This window comes from Pseudomonas sp. USTB-Z, assembly GCF_019691255.1.
In the GTDB taxonomy this organism is placed as follows: domain Bacteria; phylum Pseudomonadota; class Gammaproteobacteria; order Pseudomonadales; family Pseudomonadaceae; genus Aquipseudomonas; species Aquipseudomonas alloputida.
In genome coordinates, this window is the sequence record NZ_JAECZP010000017.1 from 67,178 (window position 1) to 84,151 (window position 16,974).

Annotated in this window: 16 protein-coding genes; 7 read left to right on the forward strand and 9 right to left on the reverse strand. The window is 63.8% G+C overall.

Annotated features, from left to right (window positions below):
* Positions 1–2: 2 nt before the first annotated feature.
* The 8 genes from I8746_RS19205 to I8746_RS19240 all read right to left on the reverse strand — a co-directional run bounded on the left by I8746_RS19205 (position 3) and on the right by I8746_RS19240 (position 10,057).
* A complete protein-coding gene (locus I8746_RS19205) occupies positions 3–1,343 on the reverse strand; it encodes a hypothetical protein (RefSeq protein ID WP_012053459.1) in 1,341 nt (446 codons plus the stop codon).
* Positions 1,344–1,681: 338 nt separating this feature from the next.
* Positions 1,682–2,221 carry a DUF2058 domain-containing protein gene (locus I8746_RS19210; RefSeq protein ID WP_003252424.1) on the reverse strand — a complete coding sequence of 180 codons (540 nt, stop codon included), beginning with the start codon at positions 2,219–2,221 and terminating at the stop codon, positions 1,682–1,684.
* Between the two features lie 26 nt (positions 2,222–2,247).
* Positions 2,248–3,081 (reverse strand): nucleoside triphosphate pyrophosphohydrolase, encoded by an 834-nt coding sequence (mazG, locus tag I8746_RS19215; RefSeq protein WP_003252422.1) that lies wholly within the window; start codon positions 3,079–3,081, stop codon positions 2,248–2,250.
* 124 nt (positions 3,082–3,205) lie between these two features.
* Positions 3,206–5,446, reverse strand: a complete 2,241-nt coding sequence (gene relA / locus I8746_RS19220) for a GTP diphosphokinase (RefSeq protein ID WP_003252420.1) — start codon at positions 5,444–5,446, stop codon at positions 3,206–3,208.
* A 96-nt stretch (positions 5,447–5,542) separates the two neighbouring features.
* Positions 5,543–6,901, reverse strand: coding sequence for a 23S rRNA (uracil(1939)-C(5))-methyltransferase RlmD (gene rlmD / locus I8746_RS19225; RefSeq protein WP_012053460.1), 1,359 nt, complete (start codon positions 6,899–6,901; stop codon positions 5,543–5,545).
* Entirely contained in the window at positions 6,902–7,801 is a 900-nt protein-coding gene (cysM, locus tag I8746_RS19230; RefSeq protein WP_003252416.1) for a cysteine synthase CysM, read from the reverse strand.
* A gap of 141 nt (positions 7,802–7,942) precedes the next feature.
* Positions 7,943–9,334, reverse strand: coding sequence for a cell wall metabolism sensor histidine kinase WalK (locus I8746_RS19235; protein ID WP_221100946.1), 1,392 nt, complete (start codon positions 9,332–9,334; stop codon positions 7,943–7,945).
* Between the two features lie 3 nt (positions 9,335–9,337).
* On the reverse strand, positions 9,338–10,057 hold the full coding sequence (locus I8746_RS19240) for a response regulator transcription factor (RefSeq protein ID WP_004575336.1): 720 nt from the start codon (positions 10,055–10,057) through the stop codon (positions 9,338–9,340).
* A gap of 193 nt (positions 10,058–10,250) precedes the next feature.
* Here I8746_RS19240 and I8746_RS19245 point away from each other — a divergent pair, with 193 nt between their 5' ends.
* From I8746_RS19245 to I8746_RS19260, 4 genes are all read left to right on the forward strand, one after another.
* Positions 10,251–13,004 (forward strand): response regulator, encoded by a 2,754-nt coding sequence (locus I8746_RS19245; RefSeq protein WP_221100947.1) that lies wholly within the window; start codon positions 10,251–10,253, stop codon positions 13,002–13,004.
* Between the two features lie 76 nt (positions 13,005–13,080).
* Positions 13,081–14,070, forward strand: coding sequence for a 2-hydroxyacid dehydrogenase (locus I8746_RS19250; protein ID WP_221100948.1), 990 nt, complete (start codon positions 13,081–13,083; stop codon positions 14,068–14,070).
* Between the two features lie 31 nt (positions 14,071–14,101).
* Positions 14,102–14,539: a hypothetical protein gene (locus I8746_RS19255; protein ID WP_003252407.1), complete on the forward strand. Its 438-nt coding sequence runs from the start codon at positions 14,102–14,104 to the stop codon at positions 14,537–14,539.
* The gene (locus tag I8746_RS19260) at positions 14,536–14,940 is read left to right on the forward strand and encodes an META domain-containing protein (protein ID WP_047603354.1); all 405 of its coding nucleotides are present in this window, start codon (positions 14,536–14,538) and stop codon (positions 14,938–14,940) included. The genes I8746_RS19255 and I8746_RS19260 overlap by 4 nt, the downstream gene beginning before the upstream one ends.
* Positions 14,941–15,053: 113 nt before the next feature.
* On the opposite strand, the gene I8746_RS19265 is transcribed toward I8746_RS19260, so the two are convergent.
* A complete protein-coding gene (locus tag I8746_RS19265; RefSeq protein ID WP_012053466.1) occupies positions 15,054–15,518 on the reverse strand; it encodes a peroxiredoxin family protein in 465 nt (154 codons plus the stop codon).
* An 85-nt stretch (positions 15,519–15,603) separates the two neighbouring features.
* On the opposite strand from I8746_RS19265, the gene arsC reads away from it, so the two are divergent.
* Genes arsC through I8746_RS19280 form a run of 3 tightly spaced genes read left to right on the forward strand, consistent with a single transcriptional unit; the run spans position 15,604 to position 16,965 of the window.
* Positions 15,604–15,957, forward strand: coding sequence for an arsenate reductase (glutaredoxin) (gene arsC, locus I8746_RS19270; protein WP_221100949.1), 354 nt, complete (start codon positions 15,604–15,606; stop codon positions 15,955–15,957).
* A complete protein-coding gene (wrbA, locus tag I8746_RS19275; protein ID WP_014592118.1) occupies positions 15,954–16,559 on the forward strand; it encodes an NAD(P)H:quinone oxidoreductase in 606 nt (201 codons plus the stop codon). Before arsC ends, wrbA begins: the two co-directional genes overlap by 4 nt.
* Positions 16,552–16,965: a DUF2069 domain-containing protein gene (locus I8746_RS19280; protein ID WP_010952704.1), complete on the forward strand. Its 414-nt coding sequence runs from the start codon at positions 16,552–16,554 to the stop codon at positions 16,963–16,965. The genes wrbA and I8746_RS19280 overlap by 8 nt, the downstream gene beginning before the upstream one ends.
* The last annotated feature ends 9 nt before the right edge of the window (positions 16,966–16,974 follow it).

Here is a 16,974-nt window from a genome sequence, read left to right on the forward strand (position 1 = left end):
CATCACTCCTTGGCGCCGGTGGATTGGGCACGTTCAAGCAGGAAAGTGAAATCGGCGAAGCTGGTGCGTGGCGACTGGGTCACGCGGGTGGTCGCGTTGTTGTGGCACTCCATGCAGCTGGACGAGGCCTGCGGGGTGGTGCCCTGGTTGTAGGTCTCCAGGGTGGCGTTGGCCAGGAAGTTCGGCGCAGGCGTACCTAGCGGGTTGGTCGGCGACGGCACCTGGCAGTCATCGGCCGGGTCGGTGGGCCACTGGGTGCTGATCAGGTGGTAGTTGGCCCACACCGTGCCCTTGAGCGCGCCTTGCCACTGCGCGTTGAGCTGTTGGGTGGCGGCGGTGATGGGAATGTCACGCACGATCTGCGAGGGGATGGCCTTCTTCGACGGGTCCCACGGTTGCGCGGGTGGCTCGTTCACCGGGCGGTTGCTGGCCTGGGCGTCGTAGAACAGGTAGGGCCCTTTGCGCTCGTTCATTGGCGTGGTCTTTTCCGGCACGTTGCGCACGTGCTCGAACGTCGACCATACCCACTGCGGTGCGCCCTCGGTCTTGTGCACGATGTGCAGGCCTACCAGCCCGACCTTCTGCGCATTGCACGATTCGGGGATCACCGCCCCCTTGTTCGGGTCGGCGTTGCCGGGGGTGTAGACCAGCGCGTCGACGGCGTGGAACTCCTGCGGGTTGTCGCTGCCATCGAGCACTTTCCAGGCCGACTTGACCATGATCGCGCCGACCTGCTGGGCCTTTTGCGAACCGCAGGCGAAAGCGATGCGGTTGTCGGCCTTGCTCAGGAACGCTTGCTGGCCTTCCTTGCTGTACAGGCCATTGTTGACGATGTCATCGAACATTGGCTGGTTGACCATGATCGCGTTGCGCGTGTAGGTGCCGCTTTGGTCGACCAGCGGGCCAGTCTTGAATGGCTGGATGAACTCATCGAGCACGCCGGCGACCTTGCCCATCTGTTGCAGCACCGGCAGGTCACCCTTGCCTTGGCAGGCCGCGGGCACTGGCGCCTGCTGGTCCCAGGCGACGGGCTTCTGCCCCTTGGGCAGGAAGATCTCGTAGCTTTCTTTCCACGATTCCCACACCGTCTTGCCGGGCGCGCCGATCTTCGCCGAGGTGTTGGCACTGCCGTCGGCGTTGGCGGGCCAGTTCAGGGCGACGAAGGTTTGCCACGACAGCACGTCGAAATCGTGTTGCAGGTTGTCCAGGGTGAAGGGGGGATTGGCGGTGACATCGAAGGGAATCGCAGGTGACAGCACCGGCGGGCTGGCCGCATCGGCCATGGCGAACGCACTGGTGAAGCTCGCACCCAGGCACGCCAACCGTTTCAGGGTTATTTTCATTGTCGTCTCCTCAGCAGATAAAGCGTCGGGACGACGAGGCGTAGTGGCCCTTCCTGGACCGAATGTTCAGCGCTATCCCTGACGCTAAGCTGGAGGCTAGCCGTTGTGCCGGAACCCTAAGAAATGTCCGACGAACGGAGGGAACCAAGACGATAGTGCAAGTGACTAACCGCGCCGGTTCAGTGAGCGGCGAACCCTTTCGGGTCAAAAGGCCAGCGCCCTCTTGAGAACGCGCGTGTCACGATGGCCGCGGGAGCGACCGTGTGCAGCGAAAGGGCCGCAGAGCGACCCTGCGATCTTGAATGAACCGCATTAACGCCAAGGCGAGGTTTTCGTGCTTACCACATCAGATCATCAGGGATCTTGTAAGCCGCGTACGGGTCGTCTTCGTCCGTTTCCTCGACATGGCTGTTGAGCAGCAGAATACGGCCAGGGTCGCGCTCCTGGATCTTCAAGGCGGCCTCACGGGGGATAACCTCGTAACCACCGGCATGGGCTACCACGGCCAGCGCGCCGTTGCTCAGCTTGGTGCGCATCAGGGCGTTGACGGCAATGCGCTTGACCTTCTTGTCGTCGACGAAGTTGTAGTAATCCTCGGTGCTCAGCTTGGGCAGGCGAGTGGCCTCGATCAGTTGCTTGACCTGCGCGGCACGGGCCTTCTGCTCGGCCTTTTCCTGCTGCTGGCGGTTCAGTTCCTGGTCACGCCGGGCTTTTTCAGCCATGGCCTCCTTGGCCATACGCTGCTGGCTGTCGTCGACTTCGACCTGGCCTTTGTGCTCCATGCGCTTCTGTTTCTTTTCAGCTTTGTTGGTCTGCGAGACCTGTTTCTGGTTGACCAGACCGGCTTTGAGCAATTGGTCGCGAAGGGAAAGGCTCATGAATATTCACTCACTTATGCAACAGCTCAGCCGCAGCTGGGCAGGTTCTTTTCCTGACGTTTGGCTTCCCCCCAAAGGGCATCCAGCTCGTCAAGGTCACAATCTTCAATGGGGCGGCCACTGTCGCGCAATGCCTGTTCGATAAAACGGAAACGTCGTTCGAACTTGCGATTGGCGCGGCGCAGCGCATGCTCTGGGTCTTGCTTGAGGTGGCGGGCCAGGTTGACCGCAGCAAACAGCAAGTCGCCGACTTCATCTTCCAGCGCATCGGCGTCGCCGTCGGCCATGGCCTGCAGCACTTCATCCAGCTCTTCGCGGACCTTGTCCAGCACCGGCAACGCCGCCGGCCAGTCGAAACCGACCGTGGCCGCACGTTTTTGCAGTTTGGCTGCCCGCGACAGCGCCGGCAAGGTTGCCGGCACGTCATCAAGCAGCGACAGCTGTTCGGGCTGGCTCTTCTCCGCGCGCTCTTCGGCCTTGATTTCTTCCCAGCGCGACTTGACCTGGGCTTCGCTCAGGCTGGGCGTGTCCACCGGCGCGTACAGCTCGCCAGTCGGAAAAACGTGCGGGTGGCGGCGGATGAGCTTGCGGGTGATGCTGTCGACCACGCCATCGAACTCGAAACGCCCTTCTTCGCGGGCCAGCTGGCTGTAGTAGACCACCTGGAACAGCAAGTCGCCCAGCTCGCCTTGCAGGTGCTCGAAATCGCCGCGCTCAATGGTGTCAGCGACCTCGTAGGCCTCTTCGATAGTGTGTGGGACGATGCTGGCGTAGTTCTGCTTCAGGTCCCACGGGCAGCCGTACTGCGGGTCGCGCAGGCGGGCCATGAGATGCAGCAGGTCGTCAAGGGTGTAGGTCATACAGGCAGGTCCTTCGGTGGTGGCTTCTTCGCGGGCTTGCCCGCTCCCACAGGTACGGTGCAGATTTCGAAACCTGCATCCATCCTGTGGGAGCGGGCAAGCCCGCGAAGCTGGCGCCCCGGTCTCAAGGGGTACGATTACGCCGCGTCTCGATGATGTTCGGCAACTGCGAGATCCGCCCCAGCAGGCGCCCCAGCGCGTCCAGGCCTGGAATCTCGATGGTCAGCGACATCAGCGCGGTGTTGTCTTCCTTGTTCGAACGGGTATTCACCGCCAGCACGTTGATCTTCTCGTTCAGCAGCACCTGCGACACATCGCGCAGCAGGCCCGGGCGGTCGTAGGCACGGATGACGATGTCGACCGGGTAGGTCTGCACCGGGATCGGCCCCCAGCTCACCTGGATCATGCGCTCTGGCTCCTTGCCCGCCAGCTGCAGTACCGAGGCGCAGTCCTGGCGATGAATGCTCACGCCACGGCCCTGGGTGATGTAACCGACAATGGCATCGCCCGGTAGCGGCTGGCAGCAGCCGGCCATCTGTGTCAGCAGGTTGCCGACACCCTGGATCTGGATGTCGCCACGCTTGCCGGTACGCGGCCCGGTAGGCTTGCGCGGAACCAGCTCGATCTGCTCGATACGCTCAGGCTCCAGCAACTGCTGGGCAGCGTTGACCAGATGAGCCAGGCGCAGGTCGCCAGCACCGAGCGAGGCAAACATGTCCTCGGCGGTCTTGACGTTGGTCTTCTCGGCCAGGCGCTCGAAATCAACCTGCGGCAGGCCCAGACGACTGAGCTCGCGCTCAAGCAAGGTCTTGCCGGCAGCAACGTTCTGGTCGCGGGCCTGCAATTTGAACCAGTGGACGATCTTGGCCCGCGCCCGTGAGGTGGTCACGTAGCCCAGGTTGGAGTTCAACCAGTCACGGCTAGGGTTGCCGTGCTTGCTGGTGATGATCTCCACCTGCTCGCCAGTCTGCAGGCTGTAGTTCAGCGGCACGATACGGCCGTTGATCTTCGCGCCGCGGCAGTTGTGGCCGATCTCGGTGTGCACGCGGTAGGCAAAGTCCAGTGGCGTGGCGCCTTTGGGCAGGTCGATGGCGTGGCCGTCGGGGGTGAACACATAAACCCGGTCAGGCTCGATGTCGACCCGCAACTGCTCGGCCAGGCCACCGATGTCGCCCAGCTCTTCGTGCCATTCCAGCACCTGGCGCAACCAGGAAATCTTTTCTTCGTAGTGGTTGGAGCTGGGCTTGACGTCGGTGCCCTTGTAGCGCCAGTGGGCGCATACCCCAAGTTCGGCCTCTTCGTGCATGCCGTGGGTGCGGATCTGCACCTCCAGCACCTTGCCCTCGGGGCCGATTACCGCAGTGTGCAACGAGCGGTAGCCGTTCTCCTTGGGGTTGGCGATGTAGTCGTCGAACTCCTTGGGAATATGCCGCCACAAGGTGTGCACGATGCCCAGCGCGGTGTAGCAGTCGCGGATTTCCGGCACCAGCACGCGCACCGCACGCACGTCGTAGATCTGGCTGAACTCCAGGCCTTTGCGCTGCATCTTGCGCCAGATCGAATAGATATGTTTCGCCCGACCGCTGATGTCGGCATTTACGCCAGTGGCGAGCAACTCGTTCTGCAACTGGTTCATCACGTCGCTGATGAAGCGCTCGCGGTCCAGTCGCCGCTCATGCAACAGCTTGGCGATCTGCTTGTACTGGTCGGGCTCCAGGTAGCGGAAGGACAGGTCTTCCAGCTCCCACTTGATGTGACCGATACCCAGGCGGTGCGCGAGCGGCGCGTAGATGTCGAACACTTCACGCGCGACACGCAGGCGTTTCTCGTCATCGGCGGACTTGACCGCGCGGATTGCGCACGTGCGTTCGGCCAGCTTGATCAGCGCCACGCGCACGTCGTCAACCATGGCCACCAGCATCTTGCGCAGGTTCTCGACCTGCGCCTGCGAGCCCAGCACCAGCGACTGTCGTGGGCTGAGGCTGGCACTGATGGCGGCCATGCGCAGCACGCCGTCGATCAGCTTGGACACCACCGGGCCAAAACGCTGGCTGACCTCGGCGAGGGTGACCTTGCCCTCGCGCACCGAGCGGTAGATGACCGCAGCCACCAGAGAGTCCTGGTCGAGCTTGAGGTCAGCAAGAATTTCGGCGATTTCCAGGCCTGCCTGGAAGCTGGACGTACCATCCGCCCAGGAATGCTTGGCCGGGTTGCCCTTTTTCTCTACCTCAAGAGCAAACTCGCAGGCTTCTTTCAGCGCTGCGCGATCCAGTGCCGAATCGACGCTTACCACATGGTCCAACCATGCTTCGAGATTGATACTGCCGTCGGTGTTGACCGGCTGGTGCACTCTCACCTGTACCATCTTTGTTTTACCTTTCCATGCAGCACACCATACGGGTGTGCTGGCGATCACCGTGCGGCCGCCATTCCGTGGCAACCGCACCAAGGGGCCAGTCAGCTAGCCCGCTTCGAATAACGCCATGGCCTCGACATGCGCCGTCTGAGGAAACATGTCGAGAATCCCGGCCCTTTTTAACCGGTACCCCTGGCCGACCAGCACTTGGGCGTCTCTCGCCAGCGTGGCCGGGTTGCACGATACGTAGACCAGCCTGCTGGCCTTGAGGCGGGCGATGCCTTGCACCACCTCGAAAGCACCGTCGCGCGGTGGATCCAAGAGTACCGCAGAAAAGCCCTCGGCGGCCCATCCGGTGCCTGCCAAAGGCTGCGATAAATCGGCCTGAAAAAACCGTGCGTTATGCACATTGTTGTTCCGGGCATTGGCCGCGGCCCGATCGACCATGGCCTGTACACCTTCCACTGCCACCACCTCACGCGCCTGGCGGGCCAGCGGCAGGGCAAAGTTGCCCAGACCGCAGAACAAGTCCAGCACACGCTCGTCGGCTTGTGGCGCGAGCCAGGCCAAAGCCTGCTCGATCATCGCCGTATTGACCTGGGCATTCACCTGCACGAAATCGCCCGGGCGCCAGGCCAGCTCCAGCTGCCAAGGTGCCAGGGCGAAGCCCAACTGCGCCGCTGGGTCCACGGGCGCCGGCTCACCTTCGCCTTGCAGCCATAGCTGGGCGTTGGCCTGCTCGCAGAACGCTTGCAACCTGGCCTGGTCCTCGGCCGGCAACGGCGCGACGTGGCGCACCAGAACCGCCTCGGCGGTGCCACTGAACAGCTCTACATGGCCCAGCGCCTGCGGCTTGCTCAACGAACGCAGCACCGTCGGCAAGTGGCGCAAAATGGACTGCAAGGGTTGTACCAGCACTGCACAATCGTCGATGGCAATGATGTCCTGGCTGGCTTCGGCGCGGAAACCCACCTCCAGCTGACGCGCCTTGACGTCCCAGCGCACGGCCACACGGGCGCGGCGCCGGTAGCCGAATTCCGGCCCGCTCAGGGGGGCAGCCCACGCCTCGGGTTGCACGCCGGCCACCCGCTGCAACTGCTCGGCGAGGGTGCGCTGCTTCAGCGCCAGTTGCGCTTCGTGCGGCAGGTGCTGCAGGTTGCAGCCACCGCAGCGGTCGTAGTAGCGACATGGCGCCTCACGGCGCTCGGGCGCGGCCTGCAGCAACCGCTCCAGGCGTGCCTCGACCACTTTGCCACGGGCGTTGAGCACCCGCGCCTCCACGGCCTCACCGGCCAAGGCGCCGCTGACGAACCAGGTACGCCCGTCGAGGAAGGCAATGCCACGGCCGTCACCGGCCAGGCGCTCGATGTCCAGGCGCTGCTTCTTGCCCACTGGGACCTGGGGGGTGCGATTGCCGCCGGCCGGCTGGAAGCGCAGGCCGCTGTTGCTTTTTTTCTTGGACATTTAGCGTGGATCAAACAGGCCAGTGGACAGATAACGGTCGCCGCGGTCGCAAATGATCGCAACCATGACCGCATTTTCCACTTCGCGGGACAGGCGCAACATGGCCGCAACCGCACCACCAGAAGACACGCCGCAGAAAATGCCCTCTTCACGCGCAAGGCGACGGGTGGTGTCCTCGGCTTCCTGCTGCGACATGTCGACCACGCGGTCGACGCGGGTGGCATCGAAGATTTTCGGCAGGTATTCCTCGGGCCAGCGGCGAATGCCCGGAATAGCCGAGCCCTCCATCGGTTGCAGGCCGATGATCTGCACCGCGGGGTTCTGTTCCTTGAGGTACTGCGAGCAGCCCATGATGGTACCGGTGGTCCCCATGGAGCTGACGAAATGGGTAATGGTGCCCTGGGTCTGCTGCCAGATCTCCGGGCCGGTGCTGTTGTAGTGGGCGATCGGGTTGTCGCCGTTGGCGAACTGGTCGAGCACCAGGCCACGGCCTTCGGCCTGCAGCTTCTCGGCCAGGTCACGGGCGCCTTCCATCCCCTCCTCCTTGGTCACCAGGATCAGCTCGGCGCCATAGGCCGTCATGGCGGCCTTGCGCTCGGCGGTGGAGTTGTCAGGCATGATCAGGATCATCTTGTAGCCCTTGATCGCCGCCGCCATCGCCAGGGCGATGCCCGTGTTGCCGGAGGTGGCTTCGATCAGGGTATCGCCTGGCTTGATCTGGCCGCGCAGTTCGGCGCGAGCGATCATCGACAGTGCCGGGCGGTCTTTCACCGAGCCGGCAGGATTGTTACCTTCGAGCTTGAGCAGGAGGGTATTGCTGGTTTCGCCAGCGATGCGCTGCAGGCGAACCAGTGGCGTATTGCCGACGCAATCGGCGATGGTTGGGTACTGCACGGTCATGGCGTATTTCGCAATCCGGACGGCGGGGGTGCCTATCATACCGGCAAACCCTTCGCGGCCATATCACGCAATCTGTAGTGCATATAGCTACAAGCTATAACGGTGCGGCATATGCTGGCCTCTTCGCGGGTAAACCCGCTCCTACAGGGATTCGCTAGCCTGCAGGAGCGGGTTTACCCGCGAAGCGGCCGGCACATGCAACGGCAACCTCATCCACAAGCGCAACCCGCGTTTGCCATTCTGCGCCCACAAGGTGCCGCCCTGGCGCTGGATGGCACTGCGGGCGATGCTCAGCCCCAGGCCGAAGCCACCATCCCCGGGCCGCGAACCGTCCAACCGCGAGAACGGCGCGAAAATCCGTTCCAGGTCTTCTTCAGCGACACCGCCACCCTCATCCTCAAGCCACAACCACCAATAGCTACCCTCACGCTGCCCACCCAACCGCACCACCCCGTCGGCCGGCGAGTGGCGAATGGCATTGCGCAACATGTTCTCCAGCGCCTGAGCCAGGTGGTTGAGGTTGCCCTGCACCCAGCAGTCGGCCGGTACTTCGCAGCGCATTTGCGCAGGCGACCAGCCGCTCTCGTAGCTGGCATTTTCGGCCAGCAACTCCCACAAGGCGTGGACCTCGATCGGCTCAAGGTTCATCGGCGCACGCTCGGCGTCCTGCCAGGCCAGTTGCAGGGTGTCTTCGACCAGTTGCTGCATGCAGTCCACTTCACGGATCAGGCGATCACGCAGACGCTGCAGGTCGGTTTCACCATCGCAGGCCACCCGCAGCCGGCTCAGCGGCGTGCGCATTTCGTGGGACAGGTCGCGCAGCAACTGCTGCTGCATAGCCACCGTGCCTTGCAGTCGCTCGGCCATCTGGTCAAAGGCACGCGCCAGTTCGCCCAATTCGTCATGCCGGGCGATGGTGCGCGAGTCCAGGCGGGCCGACAGCTGATCGGCCCGCCAGGCATTGGCCTGCTCGCGAAGTTGGTTCAGCGGCACGATCAGCATGCGGTACAGGCCTACACACAACAGCAAGGTGAACAGCCCCGGGATGATGCCGTTGGTGACAATGCGCCACAGCAAGCGGTGCTGGCCCGGATTGAAGCGCTGCGGCAGTTCGATCACCAGCATGCCCTGCTCCGGCGCCCCCGGGAACGGTATGCGCACCCACGGCTGGTCGACACTGCGCCGACTCATCGGCCAATCGACACCGCGCAGGCGTGTCAGACGCTGCATGATCTGTGGGTTGAGTGTGGCGCTGTCGAGCGGGCGCAGATTGATGTCGAGCACGCCGACCCAGCCCCGTTCGCGCTGATGCATGGCCGCCACCCACTGGTCCAGCCCTTCCCGCCCGCCGCTGCGCCAGGCCAGCTCAGCTTCGGCGGCATAACCCCGCAGGGTCTGCCGTGCCGACTCCGAGAGGAAGGCATTCTGGGTTTCCATGTGTCGGCCCCAGGTATAACTGAGGCCGATCATCAGCAGGCAGAAGCCCACCAGCAAGATGGTCAGCTTCCAGAACAGCGAATGGCGGTCGAGCATGGTTCACTCCGCCTCGCTGGCACTGAGCACGTAACCCTTGCCCCACACGGTGCGGATCTGCCGTTCGTGATAACCGATGCCCTTGAGCTTGCGACGGATCTGGCTGACGTGCATGTCCAGGCTGCGGTCATGCCGTGAATAGCCGCGCTGCAACACGTGCTGGTACAGGAACGGCTTGCTGAGGACTTCGTCGAGGTTGCGGTTGAGGATGTCCAGCAGGCGGTATTCGCTGGGGGTCAGGCCTGCCAGGCGGCTATTCAGGCGCACGTCACACAGCCCCTCATCGAACTGCAGCTCGCCGCAGCCGGCTTGCTCCAGCGGGCCCTGATGCCGCCGCTCCAGGGCCACGCGGCGCAGAATCGCCTCGATGCGCACCTGCAACTCGGCCATGCTGAATGGCTTGGGCAGGTAATCGTCGGCGCCGCGCTGAAAGCCGCTGATACGATCCGCCTCGGCCCCCAGCGCCGACATCATGATTACCGGTGTAGCGCTGTGCCTGCGCAACTGCGCCAAGGCGTCCAGCCCATCAAGCCCGGGCAGCAGGATGTCCATGAGCACAACATCGAAAGCCTGGCGGCCCGCCGTTTCCAGGCCCTCCAGGCCATTGCGGCACCAGGTGACCTGGCAGCCGCCACGCTGCAGCTCTTCCTGCAGATAGGCGCCAAGCACCGGGTCGTCCTCGATGGCAAGGATGTGGGTGTTGTAAATAGATACAGGATTCATTGGCAACTGCCATGCATTCTCAATTACGCGATTATTGAGCATTCGCCACCTGCCAGGCAACCGCACTGCGACCAATGCCCCGGCAACGGCGCATAACACGTACTAAAGAGATGCAATGGTGCGGCAGGCGGAGTAACTTCGCGGCTTGGCCGTTACCACTTGACGGCATCCAGGCACATCAGAGGAGGCGAGTGTGCTCGATCGCTTGGGAATCCGCAGCCGGGTACTGCTGCTGGCACTGCTACCGGCCGGCTTGATGGCCCTGGTGCTGGGTAGCTATTTCACCTGGCTGCAACAGAACGACCTGCGCACCCAGCTGCTGCAGCGCGGCAAGATGATCGCCGAACAACTGGCGCCCCTGGCCGCACCGGCCATGGCCCGGCTCGCGCCTGCGCAACTGGAGCGAATTGCCGCACAAACCCTGGAGCAGGCCGATGTGCGCGCAGTGGCGTTTCTGGCCCCGGACCGCACGCGCCTGGCCCACGCTGGCCCAAGCATGCTCAACCTGCCGCCCAGCGGCGGTACCGGCACCCAACTCCTGCAGCGCAGTGGCAACGACGCCACCCGCTACCTGATGCCCGTGTTCGGCCACCACCGCGACCTGGCCACCGACGCCGTGCCGGCCGAAGCCGAGCGCCTGCTGGGCTGGGTAGAGATCGAGCTGTCGCACGACGGCACGCTGCTGCGCGGCTACCGCAACCTGTTCACCAGCCTGTTGCTGATCCTCGCCTGCCTGGCACTCAGCGGCCTGTTGGCGCTGCGCATGAGCCGCACCATCAACGACCCCATCGAACGCATCAAGCACGCGGTCAATCAGCTCAAGGACGGCCACCTCGAAGAACGCCTGCCGACCATGGGCAGCCATGAGCTGGACGAACTGGCCCACGGCATCAACCGCATGGCCGAAACCCTGCAAAACGCTCACGAAGAACTGCAACACAGCATCGACCAGGCCACCGAAGACGTGCGCCAGAACCTGGAAACCATCGAAATCCAGAACATCGAGCTGGACATGGCGCGCAAAGAGGCACTTGAGGCCAGCCGCATCAAGTCGGAGTTCCTGGCCAACATGAGCCACGAAATCCGCACCCCGCTCAACGGCATCCTCGGCTTTACCCACCTGCTGCAAAAAAGCGAGATGACACCGCGCCAGCTCGACTACCTGAACACCATCGAGAAGTCTGCTGACAACCTGCTGGGAATCATCAACGAGATCCTCGATTTCTCCAAGATCGAAGCCGGCAAGCTGGTGCTCGACAGCATACCGTTCAACCTGCGGGACCTGATCCAGGACACCCTGACCATCCTCGCTCCGGCCGCCCACGCCAAGCAGCTGGAATTGCTGAGCCTGATCTACCGCGACACGCCTGCTTCGCTGGTGGGCGACCCGTTGCGGCTCAAGCAGATCCTCACCAACCTGGTCAGCAACGCCATCAAGTTCACCCGCGAAGGCACCATCGTCGTGCGCGCCATGCTGGAAGACGAGCACGAAGACTGCGCGCAGTTGCGCATCAGCGTACAGGACACCGGCATCGGCCTGTCACCACAGGATGTGCGCACACTGTTCCAGGCCTTCAGCCAGGCAGACAACTCACTGGCCCGCCAGCCCGGTGGCACCGGTCTGGGGCTGGTGATTTCCAAGCGCCTGATCGAACAGATGGGCGGCGAGATCGGTGTCGACAGTACCCCGGGCGAAGGTTCGCAGTTCTGGATCAGCCTCAACCTGCCCAAGGCTCATGACGATGCCGAAGCGCTGCCACCGCAGCCATTGCTGGGCCGCCGTGCCGCCATTGTCGATGGCCACGAACTGGCGCGCCAGGCACTGGAGCACCAGCTGGAAGACTGCGGCCTCAGCGTGAGCCTGTTCGCCTCCTACGACCAGTTGCTGCAGGGGGTGCAGGCCGCCAGCCAGGCCGGCCTGCCCTTCGAGTTCGCGGTGCTCGGGGCCAACCTGGGTAACCTGTCGCCCGAGCAACTGGGCCATTATCATCAGCAGCTCGAGCGTTACCACTGCCAATGCGTGGTGCTGTGCCCGACCACCGAGCAGGCGCTGTACCACCCGTACCTGCCCAACGGCCATGGCCAGTTGCTGTCCAAGCCGACCTGCACCCGCAAGCTGCGGCGCCTCTTGCTGGAGCTGGTACAACCTCGCCGTCCACTGGCCGAAGGGAGCAACGCCAACGGCCAGCGACGCCCGAAAATACTCTGCGTCGACGACAATGCCGCCAACCTGCTGCTGGTAAAAACCCTGCTCGAAGACTTGGGTGCCGAGGTACTGGCCGTCAACAATGGTTATGCAGCGGTACAAGCCGTGCAGGAAGAGTTGTTCGACCTGGTGCTGATGGATGTGCAGATGCCCGGCATGGACGGCCGCGCCTGTACTGAACAGATCCGCCTGTGGGAAAACACCCAGAGTGGCAACCCGCTGCCGATCGTCGCCCTCACTGCCCATGCCATGGCCAATGAAAAGCGCGCGTTATTGCACAGCGGGATGGACGACTACCTGACCAAACCCATCAGCGAACGGCAACTGGCCCAGGTGGTGATGAAGTGGACCGGCCTGAGCCTGGGCACACCGCAGCAGGCGCAGGCCGAGCTACTGACCAATGGCGACGAACTGAAGGTACTCGACCCCGAAGAGGGCCTGCGCCTGGCCGCTGGCAAGGCAGATCTGGCGGCTGACATGCTGAGCATGCTGCTGGCCTCCCTGGATACGGACCGCGAAGCCATACGCGCCGCCCGCGCAGCCGATGACCGCAATGGCCTGATCGAGCAAGTACACCGCCTGAACGGGGCCTCACGCTATTGTGGCGTACCGCAGTTACGGGCAGCGTGCCAACGCAGCGAGACCTTGCTGAAGCAGGACAATCCGCAGGCGCAGCAGGCCCTGGATGAACTGGACAGCGCGATCAGCCGGCTGTCGGCACAGGCCAGATTGAGCGCTTGAGTGGCTCTGGGCCACGCTGGGTATGCCTTGACAGGCAGCGACCCACCCAAGACATGCATTGCAAAGGAGTTCCACCATGCGCGCCCTGTTGTTCAGCAGCCAGCACTACGATCAGGAAAGCTTCACCAAGGCTGCCAGCGGCACCCCCTTGGAGCTGCATTTCCAGCCCGCCCGCCTGACCCTCGACACCGCCGCCCTGGCAGAGGGCTTTGAGGTGGTCTGCGCCTTCATCAATGACGAACTCGACGCGCCGGTGCTGCAGCGCCTGGCCGCTGCGGGCACGCGGTTGATCGCCCTGCGCTCGGCCGGCTACAACCACGTCGACCTGGCCGCAGCCCAGCGCTTGGGCCTGGTCGTGGTGCGGGTGCCGGCCTACTCGCCACACGCCGTTGCCGAGCACGCCGTGGCGCTCATCCTGGCACTCAACCGGCGCCTGCATCGGGCCTACAACCGCACCCGCGAAGGTGACTTCACCCTGCACGGGCTGACCGGCTTCGACCTGCACGGCAAAACCGTCGGGGTGGTCGGTACCGGCCAGATCGGGGCCGCCTTCGCTCGCATCATGGCCGGTTTCGGCTGCCAGCTGCTGGCGTACGACCCCTACCCCAACCCAGAGCTGCTGGCCCTTGGCGCCCGCTATATGCCCCTGCCCGAGCTGTTGCGCGAAGCCCGCATCATCAGCCTGCACTGCCCGCTGACCGAACACACTCGCCACCTGATCAACGCGCAAAGCCTGGCCCAGTTGCAGCCCGGCGCCATGCTGATCAACACCGGTCGCGGTGCGCTGGTCGACACCCCGGCGCTGATCGACGCACTGAAAAGCGGCCAGCTTGGCTACCTGGGCCTGGACGTCTACGAGGAAGAAGCCCAACTGTTCTTCGAAGACCGCTCCGACCTGCCCTTGCAAGACGATGTGCTGGCTCGGCTGCTGACCTTCCCCAACGTGATCATCACCGCCCACCAGGCTTTCCTCACCCGCGAGGCGCTGGATGCCATTGCCGCGACCACACTGGACAACATCAACCGCTGGGCGGCAGGCAATCCACAGAACCTGGTGATGGGTTAATGCTAGGATACGCGGCATTTCTGGAGGACCCATGGTCGAACACGATTTTCGCTACACCCTATTCAACCCGCAACACACCCTGATCGAGTGCCGCGCTTTGGTGCCGGGCCGCTATCAGGTCACGGGCAACGGCGGTTCGATGCAAAAAGGCGACAGCCTGCTGGTCACGCTCAAGGGCAGCAAGGATTTGTCCATGCGCCTGACCGTGGAAAGCGTGCGCCACCTGATCAACCCACGCGGCCAGTGGGTTGCCGTGGCGAGCGGCCCGGTATTCAACGAGCTGGAAATCCTCACCTGGCAGGTCGAATGCGATAGCTGCGATGCAGTGCTGAGCTTCGAGTTCGCAGTAGACGCCAAGCTCGGCAAGGCAGCTCGTCAACCGGCTGCCAGCGCCCGTATCGCAGCGCTGGGCTGGGCCAGCCGTGGCGAAAAACACCTGTGCCCGCGTTGCCAGGAGAGCGCCGAGTGAAGAATCTGCTGACCGGCGTGCTGATTGCAACCGGCCTGCTCGGCTGCGCCACGCAACCTTCCCGGCTGCAGCAGGAACGCAGCTACGTGCTGGAGTGGATTGGCGAACGACCACTGATCGACTACAGCCACCTGACCTTGACCCTGGCCAGCGACGGCCGTGCCTATGGCAACGGCGGCTGCAACCACTGGTTTGCGCCTTACACGCTCGATGGCGAGCACCTGAGCTTCGGCAAGGTCGGCAAGACCCGCAAGCTGTGCGCACCCGCGCTGATGGAACAGGAAAAACGCTTCCTGCAGGCGCTGGAAACGGTAGAGCGTTGGGATGTGTCACCGGTGGAGCAGATGCGCTTCTGGCCGGCCGAAGGCAAGCCGCTGCGCTTCTGGCCTGAAGAAGGCTGAGGATTGCCGGGGCCGCTTTGCGGCCCTTCGCGGGCGCGCCCGCTCCCACAGTTTGTCACCCCCCTGTGGGAGCGGGCCTGCCCGCAAAGGGCCGCAAAAGCGGCCCGAATGCATCAGGCGCCTTTCAGGGCCTTGATCTTGGCCTGCAACCCTTCAAGGGTCTGCTCGCCCATCAACTGCTCACGCACCTTGCCCTTGTCGTCGATGATGTAGGTCACCGGCAAGGCCTCGCTGCGCGGCAGGTCATAGCGCTCGGCCGGGTCCTGGGCAAGCACGGTGAAACCGATACCCAGGGTTTCGGCAGCCTGCTTCAGGTCCGGCCCCTGCAAACCGTCGAAGTTCACCCCCACCACCTTGATGCCCTCAGCCGCCCATTGCTTGGCCGCCGCATTCAGTTCCGGGATTTCGGTACGGCACGGTCCGCACCATTCAGCCCAGTAGTTGAGCACCAGCCAGTGCCCTTCGATCTGTTCGGCCTTAACCGTATTACCGTGTTGGTCCACGCCGTAATCGGCACCGCAACCACCGAGCAACAGGCTCGCGGTGATGGCCAGTACTGCTGCCAGACGCCTTGCCATGGGTCAATCCTTCTCGAGTTTTAAAGCAAATTGGTCAGTCGCTGCGGTTAGAATAGCCGCCACACCCAGCTGGATGCGACCCGACATGACTGATCTCACGCTCTATCATAACCCGCGCTGCTCGAAATCCCGCGGCGCCCTGGAACTGCTCGAGGCCCGCGGCTTGACCCCGACCATCGTGCGCTACCTGGAAACCCCGCCCGACGCGGTCACCCTCAAGGCCCTGCTCGGCAAGCTGGGCATCGCCCCGCGCCAATTGCTGCGCAGCGGCGAGGACGAATACAAAACGCTGAACCTGGCCGACCCGGCACTGACCGACGCGCAACTGATCGAGGCCATGGCCCAGCACCCCAAGCTGATCGAGCGGCCGATCCTGGTTGCCGGTGACAAGGCCGTGGTCGGTCGCCCGCCGGAAAAAGTGCTGGAGATCCTGCCGTGAGCGCGCCCTACATCCTGGTGCTGTATTACAGCCGCCATGGCGCGACCAGCGAAATGGCCCGGCACATCGCCCGCGGTATCGAGCTGGCCGGCATGGAGGCACGCCTGCGTACGGTGCCGGCGATTTCCACCGAATGCGAAGCGGTGGCCCCGGATATTCCGGCCAGTGGCGCGCTGTACGCCACCCTTGACGACCTGCGCCACTGCGCTGGCCTGGTACTGGGCAGCCCGACCCGGTTCGGCAACATGGCAGCGCCACTCAAGTACTTCCTCGATGGCACCAGCAGCCTTTGGCTAGGCGGTGAGCTGGTCGGCAAACCGGCTGGCGTGTTCACCTCCACCGCCAGCCTGCACGGCGGCCAGGAAACCACCCTGCTGTCGATGATGCTGCCGCTGATGCACCACGGCATGCTGGTGATGGGCCTGCCCTACAGCGAGTCGGCACTGCTCGAGACCCGTGGCGGCGGCACGCCTTATGGCGCCAGCCACCACGCAGGCGCCGATGGCAAGCGTGAACTCGACCCACACGAAATCACCCTGTGCCGCGCCCTGGGCCAACGCCTGGCGACCACGGCCAAGGCCCTGGAGGCGGCGCGTGGCTAGAAAGCCCAAGGCATTGCCGCCGGTCCAATGGCTGGTGCCACGCCTGCGCCTGACGCGGGCATTGAGCCTGGCATGCTTCTTCGGCCTGATCGCCCTGCTGGTGGTGAACAACCTGTGGTTCGCCAACCTGCATGGGGCCCGGGTCGAGGTGATCCTGGCGATCGAACTGGTGCCGTTGCTGTTGCTGTTGCCCGGCATGCTGAAAGGCAGCGCCCGAGCGCATGCCTGGACCTGCTTCGTGGTGAATATCTATTTCATCAAGGGCGTGCTGGCGGCGTTCGACCCAGCGCGGGCGGTATTCGGCTGGCTTGAAGTGCTGGTGAGCCTGGGGCTGTTCATTGCCGGGCTACTGTACGTGCGCTGGAAGTTCCAGCATGAGCGGCGCATGGCGGGCGAAGGCAGTTAGACTTTTCGC